The organism is Psychrobacter sp. FDAARGOS_221 (assembly GCF_002313155.2).
In the GTDB taxonomy this organism is placed as follows: domain Bacteria; phylum Pseudomonadota; class Gammaproteobacteria; order Pseudomonadales; family Moraxellaceae; genus Psychrobacter.
Genome location: NZ_NWFK02000001.1, coordinates 2,758,947 through 2,771,746, shown reverse-complemented (window position 1 = coordinate 2,771,746; position 12,800 = coordinate 2,758,947). Strand labels below are relative to the sequence as shown.

Genomic DNA, 12,800 nt, shown 5'->3' with positions numbered 1-12,800 from the left:
AGCACTCTCTTAAATCAAAGCCTAGGGCTATATAAGTATATACAATATAACAACATACTTCCTTTTTTAATTAAACTTAATAATCTCTTAAACAGTTGCCTATTTTTTGGTACAACATTACCATTTAACTTATTAAATGTATTGATTTTAAATAAGCATCAAACCGATACAGCTAGAAAACTGATAAGATAATTCTCCATAGATAGTATCGGCTATATATTGAAATATACTCAGCTAACGTCTCAAAAAAGCAACTTATAAAGCAAACTATTTATAATGAAAATGCTTTTATACTTTTATAATAGCTAAAGATATTATATACAAAAGAGCTTACACTAACATTAATAAATTGGGAATAGTTAATTGATTGAAACTGTAACAACCCACTAAACAATTAACTATAAAAGTACTTTATTTTTAGTATATTTACACAAAAATCAAAAAATAATTAAGATTTATTCGTTTAAAACCAATAGATTAACCAAATTACCAATGCAATCGAGTAGCCACTATTTACTTTTTTTAATTAATCTAAGCTTAGGTCCATTTAATTGAGTGTATATTGGAAACAGAAGGTCTTCATTTTCAAACTTTGTTTATGTATATGAAAAGCTACTTATAATCCATATTAAATGAGCATAAGGAATTATAAAATAGACAGGACTAAAAACTAACAGATCAAATAATATAAACACCTGGTTCTTAACACAACATAATTGTAGAACCATTAATCTCCCAGTCTATATTTAGCAGATGTCATATCATCAAATGAATCGTGGAGTCTTTTGGTATTGCATATCTTGATTTATTCTTCAGTAAATTTACTAATCTCATTTAAAATACTATTTATTTAATAGTTTAAATGAGGTTAGTAATTATGCGTTGATATTAATGGATTATTCATAAGATTGATTAGTCACATCATATATTAGTGAATGGTTATGTTGATTAGAATATGCAGTTAGCGCTATAGCTTTTTATAATATTTTCCTACATTTGCACCTTTAGGTTTAAATCAGCATACACCTGTTTAAATATATGGCTTTCTTATTTAAAAATTTTTACATCAGAAACCTATTTACAAGCGTGTTTGAATTTAACTCTGCTATCAATAAAGCTTATATCACTAAAACAGTTACCTAATTTTTTTAGCAGCCTTAATAATAGAAGATGGAGCTGGCAATAACTTATTTATGGCATCGTTCTTTGGCAGGTATTCCTATATCAGCTTCTTTTAAAATGGATAATATTTAAATTGCAGTGAATATTTTGCTCAAATTTAAAGACTCCTGAAATATATTTCATAAGATATTTCACATTTAAATTGTTCTGTTTAGAGCATAGCTAGCGCTTCTTATTAAGTTTCCATTCATAGTTATAAAAAATAAAAAAAGCCAGATACATTACGTATCTGGCTTTCTTAAATTCAGCTTATAACTATTGAAACAATCGAACTTAGATTACAAAATAATGTTCGTTATCTCAGTATCGATATATAAGGTCACTCCATTATCACCTGTATACATCGAATAACCAGTTTGGTCACTTGATGATTCAGTGAAGCCTGTTAGCTTGTAGCTATCATTACTATCACCTTTGACAAACAAAGTATTATTTTCATCTGTCATATTAGTAACATCTGATACTGAAAGGCTGATATTCTGCTGAACACCATCTTTGGTATCTATGACTTCAATATTATGAACATTTGAAAAATCAAACTTATCATAGGATACTTTTGACTCATCCATAATAAGCGTATCTTTACCTTCACCGCCATCTATAATCTTGGCTTCTGGGTTGTAATATATGCGATCATCACCTCCCTCACCCAATAAGGTGTCAGCGCCGGCTAGACCTACGAGCGTGTCATTACCGTCACCACCTTTTAAAGTGTCTGCAAACTCGGTGCCAACTATATAGTCATAGTCCTCTGTACCCTCAGTGAATTTAGGTTGGAGAGGTTTAGGACGTGCATAGTCGTTAAAGTTTAAGACAACCGTTGACTCAACTGTATCACCATCATAATCAGAGTATGTATAGTTGAAAGTCAACACATCATCTTCGTTCAGATCAACTTGCTGGCGTATATCCTTAGCAGCAGTAAAGAAGTAACTACCATCTTTAGATGCTGTGAATACTCCATATTTAGAAGCAAACTCAGTCACACCTACCTTAGGATTCGTAATGTCTATAACATCTTCATCCGTAGTTGACCATACTACCGCTTTTTGCTCCGGATCATTAAAGTCAATAATATCACCACCTAATAATATCTTTTCACTGATTACCAAGTTGTCCTTGAGTTCAGGTGTTGGAATCAAGGGGGTAAATGATGCTTCGATATCAAAGGTGTTGGTTCCTCTCTCTGGACTATTTACTATCAGGAAGTCGCCATTTTCAACTTGCTCACGAGTAACACTATTAAGCGCTCTGTCTATAGCATCTCTAGCATTCGTAAATAAAGTTTTTTGGAAATTGGCATCGTTATACTGATCTTGAGCATAGCCACCCGTATTTAATACTTGAGAATAGTAGTTAATCAACTGTGTGTAGTAGATTTTCAAGCCTAACAGATACTCATAGTTTTGCACGCTGTCATGTAGCAGCCCAGCCTCTGTACCTTCTCCAAGTCCACTACCTTCGACAGGAGTAAATCCTTCAAGCTTTAAGCGATACTCTTTACCTCCAATAACTACTGGGTCTGTTGCTGTATCGATAACAACGAAATCATCTGCTGTAGTACTAGAGTATCCAGGATTATAAATATCCTTCATATCAATAATCTTTCTCTGACTAACATCATAACGAGTATTCGGTGTTTCTATATGATACATCTTAAAGTTTTCAACAATATTAGATGCCTCCCCATTAACCGTAAAGTCAAATTGGACTCGCAAGGTAGTATCTTTTAATACACCATCAGATAAAGCTACCGTATAGTTTTCATGCGTAAAGGTGCCTAGTTTAAAGGAGTCTACACCTTCAGTTAACTGCACACCTGATTTGGTATAAACTTCATTCTCGTGAGTTTCATAACCTGCAGGCTGTAGATAGTTACCTGCGTTGTAATAAGGACCTCCCCAATAGACACCCTCATCCATATCGTCAGTATCTTGCTGAGCACGCTCAATATTACGTTCAATAACCTGTCCATAACTATTAAGTCTTGCATAAGACTTAGCTTCTACTGCAGTTTGTCCTGTTCCTGGACGCGACCCATTAATATCCTTCAGCTGGGTTGCTACGTTAAAGTTACTTGCTGGGTTTGTAAACTCAGTTTCTACAAAACCAGTCTCCAACCCTTTAATTTGAATCGTGTCAATAGGTACATCAATATTGTAGATAACCGGATAAGCTACGGGTGAGTCATCTTCAACAACTGCTACAGCTTTATCAGTTATAGTCGCTAACACAGTCTCACCGTTTCTAACCTCAATATCAAAGTGAATATCCAAGTTATCTTCAATTTGAGGATTCGGATGATCTACTTGATCTGATAGTGTTACCGTATAGTCAAAGTTATAACTATCATCGTCTTGCTTGACTCCTTTTTCTGCTACAGATAAACGAATAACCTCTTTAGTATTACCTTCTGTATCTGTCTTTTGTCCTATCCAATCATTTGGCTTGTTCGGATCTTTTACCCATTCAACATCTAGCCCCTTAGAGGTAATATCACCTTTTTCTGGTGGTGTTATAAATACAACGGTTGCCTCAGATAAGTCCGTATCAACATCTTTGATATTAATAGTACTGGCTGATTTCAACTCATTTGTAGTATCAATACCTTTGGGTGAATTATCAGGATTTCCGTTAGGCAGCCTTTCCTCTGAGACATGAGGCGTTGGACCAAGCTTAATCTCTGTAGGATCATCATGACCATTAATGGTAATAGTCAGGGTCGCGGTCGTCGTGTCGCCATCACCATCAGTAATGGTGTATTCAACCGTGTCAGTTAACGTCTCATCATCATTAAGCGCATTTACCTCGCTATTGTCATTATCTAGCGTGTAGGTGTACGTGCCATCTTTATTGATGGTGATTGAGCCATACTTAAGCGCTTGATCAGCAATCGGCGTCACCGCAGGTGTACCTTCGCCGTCAAGACCAAAGTTATCGTTGTCAGTCACGTTACCAGATACGGTGTTCTCAGCATCTTCTGTAACGCTATTCGCGTCATCAGCGGCTTGTGGCAAGCTGTCAGTGATAACGATATCTAAGCTATCGTTTGAGCTTACGCCGTTTTTATCAGTGACCACAACCGCATAGCTGTCCACATTCGGCTCAGAGCCTGTGTGATCTTGTACTTCAGGATCATAGGTGTAGCTCACCTCACCGGTTGTCGCATCATAGCCTGTGATAACCAGCGTACCGGCATCACGAGTGATGGTGACAGGGTTATCTGCCGTGGCGTCTTGAATCTCTTGACCGCCCACAGTAATGGTGTCAACACCCGCTTCTGCTGTGACGGTAAAGGTGCCAGGTACCGCATCGTCACCTTCATATACGATCTTATCACCAAAGCCTTCAGGCGCACCTTCATTCTCAGGTGTTCCTGGTACTTCAGGATCAACTGGGATCTTAATGTCAGGCTCACCATCAGTGTGACCATTAATGGTAATAGTCAGGGTCGCGGTCGTCGTGTCGCCATCACCATCAGTAATGGTGTATTCAACCGTGTCAGTTAACGTCTCATCATCATTAAGCGCATTTACCTCGCTATTGTCATTATCTAGCGTGTAGGTGTACGTGCCATCTTTATTGATGGTGATTGAGCCATACTTAAGCGCTTGATCAGCAATCGGCGTCACCGCAGGTGTACCTTCGCCGTCAAGACCAAAGTTATCGTTGTCAGTCACGTTACCAGATACGGTGTTCTCAGCATCTTCTGTAACGCTATTCGCGTCATCAGCGGCTTGTGGCAAGCTGTCAGTGATAACGATATCTAAGCTATCGTTTGAGCTTACGCCGTTTTTATCAGTGACCACAACCGCATAGCTGTCCACATTCGGCTCAGAGCCTGTGTGATCTTGTACTTCAGGATCATAGGTGTAGCTCACCTCACCGGTTGTCGCATCATAGCCTGTGATAACCAGCGTACCGGCATCACGAGTGATGGTGACAGGGTTATCTGCCGTGGCGTCTTGAATCTCTTGACCGCCCACAGTAATGGTGTCAACACCCGCTTCTGCTGTGACGGTAAAGGTGCCAGGTACCGCATCGTCACCTTCATATACGATCTTATCACCAAAGCCTTCAGGCGCACCTTCATTCTCAGGTGTTCCTGGTACTTCAGGATCAACTGGGATCTTAATGTCAGGCTCACCATCAGTGTGACCATTAATGGTAATAGTCAGGGTCGCGGTCGTCGTGTCGCCATCACCATCAGTAATGGTGTATTCAACCGTGTCAGTTAACGTCTCATCATCATTAAGCGCATTTACCTCGCTATTGTCATTATCTAGCGTGTAGGTGTACGTGCCATCTTTATTGATGGTGATTGAGCCATACTTAAGCGCTTGATCAGCAATCGGCGTCACCGCAGGTGTACCTTCGCCGTCAAGACCAAAGTTATCGTTGTCAGTCACGTTACCAGATACGGTGTTCTCAGCATCTTCTGTAACGCTATTCGCGTCATCAGCGGCTTGTGGCAAGCTGTCAGTGATAACGATATCTAAGCTATCGTTTGAGCTTACGCCGTTTTTATCAGTGACCACAACCGCATAGCTGTCCACATTCGGCTCAGAGCCTGTGTGATCTTGTACTTCAGGATCATAGGTGTAGCTCACCTCACCGGTTGTCGCATCATAGCCTGTGATAACCAGCGTACCGGCATCACGAGTGATGGTGACAGGGTTATCTGCCGTGGCGTCTTGAATCTCTTGACCGCCCACAGTAATGGTGTCAACACCCGCTTCTGCTGTGACGGTAAAGGTGCCAGGTACCGCATCGTCACCTTCATATACGATCTTATCACCAAAGCCTTCAGGCGCACCTTCATTCTCAGGTGTTCCTGGTACTTCAGGATCAACTGGGATCTTAATGTCAGGCTCACCATCAGTGTGACCATTAATGGTAATAGTCAGGGTCGCGGTCGTCGTGTCGCCATCACCATCAGTAATGGTGTATTCAACCGTGTCAGTTAACGTCTCATCATCATTAAGCGCATTTACCTCGCTATTGTCATTATCTAGCGTGTAGGTGTACGTGCCATCTTTATTGATGGTGATTGAGCCATACTTAAGCGCTTGATCAGCAATCGGCGTCACCGCAGGTGTACCTTCGCCGTCAAGACCAAAGTTATCGTTGTCAGTCACGTTACCAGATACGGTGTTCTCAGCATCTTCTGTAACGCTATTCGCGTCATCAGCGGCTTGTGGCAAGCTGTCAGTGATAACGATATCTAAGCTATCGTTTGAGCTTACGCCGTTTTTATCAGTGACCACAACCGCATAGCTGTCCACATTCGGCTCAGAGCCTGTGTGATCTTGTACTTCAGGATCATAGGTGTAGCTCACCTCACCGGTTGTCGCATCATAGCCTGTGATAACCAGCGTACCGGCATCACGAGTGATGGTGACAGGGTTATCTGCCGTGGCGTCTTGAATCTCTTGACCGCCCACAGTAATGGTGTCAACACCCGCTTCTGCTGTGACGGTAAAGGTGCCAGGTACCGCATCGTCACCTTCATATACGATCTTATCACCAAAGCCTTCAGGCGCACCTTCATTCTCAGGTGTTCCTGGTACTTCAGGATCAACTGGGATCTTAATGTCAGGCTCACCATCAGTGTGACCATTAATGGTAATAGTCAGGGTCGCGGTCGTCGTGTCGCCATCACCATCAGTAATGGTGTATTCAACCGTGTCAGTTAACGTCTCATCATCATTAAGCGCATTTACCTCGCTATTGTCATTATCTAGCGTGTAGGTGTACGTGCCATCTTTATTGATGGTGATTGAGCCATACTTAAGCGCTTGATCAGCAATCGGCGTCACCGCAGGTGTACCTTCGCCGTCAAGACCAAAGTTATCGTTGTCAGTCACGTTACCAGATACGGTGTTCTCAGCATCTTCTGTAACGCTATTCGCGTCATCAGCGGCTTGTGGCAAGCTGTCAGTGATAACGATATCTAAGCTATCGTTTGAGCTTACGCCGTTTTTATCAGTGACCACAACCGCATAGCTGTCCACATTCGGCTCAGAGCCTGTGTGATCTTGTACTTCAGGATCATAGGTGTAGCTCACCTCACCGGTTGTCGCATCATAGCCTGTGATAACCAGCGTACCGGCATCACGAGTGATGGTGACAGGGTTATCTGCCGTGGCGTCTTGAATCTCTTGACCGCCCACAGTAATGGTGTCAACACCCGCTTCTGCTGTGACGGTAAAGGTGCCAGGTACCGCATCGTCACCTTCATATACGATCTTATCACCAAAGCCTTCAGGCGCACCTTCATTCTCAGGTGTTCCTGGTACTTCAGGATCAACTGGGATCTTAATGTCAGGCTCACCATCAGTGTGACCATTAATGGTAATAGTCAGGGTCGCGGTCGTCGTGTCGCCATCACCATCAGTAATGGTGTATTCAACCGTGTCAGTTAACGTCTCATCATCATTAAGCGCATTTACCTCGCTATTGTCATTATCTAGCGTGTAGGTGTACGTGCCATCTTCATTGATGGTGATTGAGCCGTACTTAAGTGCTTGATTAGCAATCGGTGTCACCGCAGGAATGCCTTGACCGTCTGCACCAAACACATCGTTGTCAATGACGTTGCCGGTCACTGTGTTGTCTTCTGCGTCTTCATCAACACTGTTGCTGTCATCTTTAGCCACAGGCGCACTGTCAGTAATAGCGATGTCTAGGCTGTCTGTGCCTGTCTTGTCATTACTGTCTGTTACCACAATCTCGATGTTGTCCATAACAGGCGCATCTGTGGTGTGATCTTGTACTTCAGGATCATAGGTGTAGCTCACCTCACCTGTCTCTGGGTTGTAGCCTGTGATGACAAGCGTACCTTTACCTGTGTCAATCGTGGTCTCTGTAATGTTGCCATCTTTATCAACAGGTATGTCTGTACCGCCAACTTTGATGTTGGTGATCGTTGCTGCTGGGTCCTTATTAATGGTGAAGCTACCCTCTACTGGTCCGTCACCTTCATAGACGGTCTTGTCACCGGCACCATTTGGATTCTCTGGTGTCGCAGGGTTACCTTCATTAACAGGTGTATCTGGATCGGTTGGATCTACAGGTGCTGGATCGGTTGGCTCGTTTGGTGGAATAACCACTTGTGGTGCTTCATCCGTACGGCCATTAATGGTAATCGTTAGCTTCGCAGTCGTCGTGTCGCCATCACCATCAGTAATGGTGTATTCAACCGTGTCAGTTAGCGTCTCATCATCATTAAGCGCATTAACCGCATCATTAGTGTTATCTAGCGTGTAGGTATACGTACCATCTTCGTTGATGGTAATCGTACCGTATTCAAGCGCTTGATCAGCAATCGGCGTTACCGCAGGTGTGCCTTGCCCGTCTGCACCAAACACATCATTGTCAATGACGTTACCGGTCGCTGTGTTGTCAGTAGCGTCTTCATCAACACTGTTGCTGTCATCTTTAGCCACAGGCGCACTGTCAGTAATAGCAATGTCTAGGCTGTCTGTGCCTGTCTTATCATTACTGTCTGTTACCACAATCTCGATGTTGTCCATAACAGGCGCATCTGTGGTGTGATCTTGTACTTCAGGATCATAGGTGTATGTCACTTCACCTGTCTCTGGGTTGTAGCCTGTGATGACAAGTGTACCCTTACCTGTATCTATGCTGGTCTCTGTGATGTTGCCATCTTTATCAACAGGTATGTCTGTGCCGCCAACTTTGATGTTGGTGATCGTTGAGGCTGGGTCTTTGTCAATGGTGAAGCTACCCTCTACCGGTCCGTCACCTTCATAGACGGTCTTATCACCTGCACCATTTGGATTCTCAGGTGTTGCAGGGTTACCTTCATTAATAGGTGTATCTGGATCGGTTGGGTCAACAGGTGCTGGATCCGTTGGCTCGTTTGGTGGAATGATTATCTGTGGATTACTTTGATAATCAACAGTAATCGTTGCAGGATTCGATGTATTACCTGCTTTATCTTTTACTGTATAGTCAATTGGCGTAGGATCTTTACTAAACCCCTTCTCTGGAGTAAAGGTCACTTCGCCCGTTTTTGGATTAACGGTCCATGTACCCTCACCTGGTACTTTAACTGGTTGATCCGTAGGTTTGCCTGTTTCTGGATCAATTAGTTGTACACTCGCTGGATCAAGGTCACCGTCAGGATCTTTATCATTCCCTAATACATTAATGACCACTGAATCGCCTACGTTACCTTCTTTGGTATCGTCTTCGGCTACTGGTGGGTTTTGTGGATAATCAACAGTAATCGTTGCAGGATTCGATGTATTACCTGCTTTATCTTTTACTGTATAGTCAATTGGCGTAGGATCTTTACTAAACCCCTTCTCTGGAGTAAAGGTCACTTCGCCCGTTTTTGGATTAACGGTCCATGTACCCTCACCTGGCACTTTAACTGGTTGATCCGTAGGTTTGCCTGTTTCTGGATCTGAGCTATGCTGAAAAAACCGTAGACAAAAACTTGGTAAACTAAGGAAGACAAATAGGAGTTTACCATGACAAAGAAAGCTAAAAGATACAGTGAAGAATTTAAAGCAGAAGCAGTTAAAGCAATAGAGAATAATGGTGGCAATGTTAGTGCTACAGCTAGGCGGTTAGGGCTGCCAATGCAGACACTGGCTAACTGGCAACGAAAAGCCAATCAAGGCATGCTCAAGGGTACTAAGCAATACGATCCAGAGCTTGTTTCAGCCCTTGAAGAAATGAAGCGTTTAAAGCGTGAACTAAAAATAGCACAAGAAGAACGAGAGATACTAAAAAAGGCCACGGCGTACTTTGCGAAACACGGTCAGTAAGGTACGCCTTTATTGACCATCACAAATATGAATTTAGCATTACCAGCATGTGTAAAACCCTTGATATTAAACCATCAAGCTACTATGACTGGACCAAGCGTAATATCAGTGCTCAGCAAATACATCGTAACCGCTGTGAGCTGCTTGTAAAAGCTGCGCATAGTGAGACTAAAGAGCGATATGGTTATCAGCGTCTGCATGCACATTTAAGTGAGCATGGACATGAGATTAGCAAGTACATGGTGCGTAGTATCAAGGAAGAACATGACATCAAATGTAGACGTCATAAACGCTTTAAAGTGACAACGGACTCAGACCATAACAAGCGAGTCTATCCTAATTTTCTTAAACAACAGTTTGGCGTTAACCGTCCTAATTGTGCTTGGGTCAGTGATATAACCTATATTTGGACAGATGAGGGCTGGCTTTATTTAGCAGGCGTCAAAGACTTATATACCAAAGAATTGGTTGGCTACGCTATCGATAAACGCATGAAAGCAGATTTAGTCTGTAGAGCCTTAAATAAAGCAATCAAGGATAAACGACCTAGCCAAGGGCTTATTGTACATTCAGATAGAGGCAGCCAGTATTGCAGCGAAGATTATCGCAAAATGATCAGTAAATACGGTTTTAAAGGATCTATGAGTGCGAAAGGTAACTGTTATGACAATGCGCCAATAGAGAGCTTCTGGGGCGTTTTAAAGAATGAGCTGATATATCATCATAATTACAAAACTCGATTTGAAGCAATCAACAGTATCATAAAATATATCGAGTTAGATTACAATCAAGTCAGGATTCAGCAGAGTTTAGGTATGAGATCGCCAAGACAAGTTTGGATGGATTTCTATCGTCAAGCTGCCTGATCAAAATCTCCCAAGTTTAGGTGTACGGATTTGACGGCAGGGGTCAGATCAATTAGTTGTACACTCGTTGGATCAAGATCACCATCTGGATCTTTATCGTTCTCTAATACGTTAATAACCACTGAATCGCCTACGTTACCTTCTTTAATATCGTCCTCAGCGATTGGTTTATTATTAGGCGGTGTATAGTTATCATCGTCGTCATTTGATAAAAATGGAATGATACCTAAACCAGCTAACCACCATGGAAATCCTACTGGCGCAGCTACCCACCATGGAGCGTATAACTCTTCTCCACCGAGTGCTTGACCTTCAGTAGCACCCACTTCTAACTGCGTTACATAGTCATATACTTCACCAGTATCTGGTATGTAGTAATAATAACTACCATCTTCTGCAATACCTATTAATGCTTGCTGATTTTCCGCTTCTTCATCAATTTGGTTTGCTTCTTCTTGCTTCTCTGTGGTGCTATAAAAATCTTCAATAATTAAGTCGGTCTCTTTACCTTCTCGTTCAAATGAGACATGTAAAGCATTGTTGATGCGTTTGGTGATAATGTGGTTTGGCGCACGTCCAATTGATTCGTCAAAAAATTCATAGTTGACGTTCTTCACCGCTTTAATAACATCAGGCTGTCCGTCTTTTGTGACAACCTGTATCTCTTGAATAGTCTCTTTGCTGTTATGTACTTTTACGATAACTGTTTTCATGGTTACCCCTAAATTTTGAAATTTAACACTTAAATATTTTACGTAGTTTTATTTAAATCATAATAATAATTTTTTAATTAATAATCTGGTTGCCATCTTGATCAACACGAACTCGCTCTCTAATAACGGCAATAGTTCGGCGATTCAGTTGACGACCTTCTGCTGTTTTGTTTGTTGCTCTTGGACGTTGTTCACCATAACCTACAGCCTCTAGACGATCTGGTGAGATGTTGAATTTACTGATTAGAATGTATTTAATTGCGTTCGCGCGTCTCTCTGAAAGCTTCTGGTTATATTCATCGCTTGCATTACTATCAGTATGTCCTTCAATAACTGCTGTGGTGTTACTGTATTTTTGCATGAATTCAGCCAGCTCTTGGACTTCATTGTAATACTGAGGCTTGACAATTGCTTTATCGTTGTCAAACAGTACTTCAAGTTCTATGCTCACTTCTTTTTCTAATACAGGCGCCGGCTCAACTACAGGAGGTATAGGCTTAGGTTCAGCTACTGGACAGTTTGGTACCACGCGTGTGATTTGGTGCGATTGGTAACTCTTGTCTTGCAAATACTCTAAAGCTTTCTCATTTGTAACCTCTTGAATGGTTGAATTGCCTTCATTATCAACATCAACATAGAAAAAATAGTTACTATTTGGTGCAAGATTGAAATCAATGCTATTTGCTAATAAATCGTTTGTTTTAAGTCCTGTAATCTCTGCACTTAATCTATTAATGCCTGAGCATGAATAAACCTGAGTATAGTGCCCTGGGTGTAAACTCACTTGAAATCGATCATTTATGGCGATATTAGCGCTGGTTTGTTCAGGATCATTGTCTTGTGGTCTTAGAAAAAAGATACTCACACTGTCTTCAGGTATTGGTTTATTAATTAACTCTTCAGGATTTATTGGATTACTTATTTGCCAGTTGACGTGACCAACTGCCTTGGCATTCTCGCCATTCGATATATGTGATGGACTACCAACACATGATGATAGTCCTAATGCCATTACAGATAAGGTGATATATTTAAGGTTTTTCATGATAAATAAGTCCAAATTTTGGTTTTAAAAGATTTTCTAACACTGAAGACCATAAAGAGTGAACTTGAGTGGAAATAGAAATTAAGTTGTTGTTTAGTAGAAATAAATAGTTGTTCAATTCAAAAATAACAATAAGGGAGCAGGCAGTATAGGCCTATGTGAATACTCCTTTCCTTGTTGTGAAGCATCAAAA

The 12,800-nt window shown here is 41.4% G+C and carries 4 protein-coding genes; 1 reads left to right on the top strand and 3 read right to left on the bottom strand.

Annotation, left to right across the window (positions count from 1 at the left end; all coding sequences use genetic code 11):
* Window positions 1-1,460: 1,460 nt before the first annotated feature.
* Complete coding sequence (locus tag A6J60_RS11580; protein WP_227526200.1) at window positions 1,461-9,749, bottom strand: VCBS domain-containing protein; 8,289 nt, start codon at window positions 9,747-9,749, stop codon at window positions 1,461-1,463.
* Between A6J60_RS11580 and A6J60_RS11575 the strand changes: the two genes are divergently transcribed.
* A protein-coding gene (locus A6J60_RS11575) for an IS3 family transposase (protein ID WP_096064200.1) occupies window positions 9,684-10,849 on the top strand; the annotation gives its coding sequence in 2 pieces (ribosomal slippage) (window positions 9,684-9,942 and window positions 9,942-10,849; 1,167 coding nt in all). The genes A6J60_RS11580 and A6J60_RS11575 overlap by 66 nt on opposite strands.
* Here A6J60_RS11575 and A6J60_RS11570 read toward each other — a convergent pair.
* On the bottom strand, window positions 10,837-11,562 hold the full coding sequence (locus tag A6J60_RS11570; RefSeq protein WP_096066131.1) for a hypothetical protein: 726 nt from the start codon (window positions 11,560-11,562) through the stop codon (window positions 10,837-10,839). The two genes, A6J60_RS11575 and A6J60_RS11570, sit on opposite strands and share 13 nt — an antisense overlap.
* Window positions 11,563-11,635: 73 nt before the next feature.
* Complete coding sequence (locus A6J60_RS11565) at window positions 11,636-12,607, bottom strand: OmpA family protein (RefSeq protein ID WP_096066130.1); 972 nt, start codon at window positions 12,605-12,607, stop codon at window positions 11,636-11,638.
* Window positions 12,608-12,800: the final 193 nt, after the last annotated feature.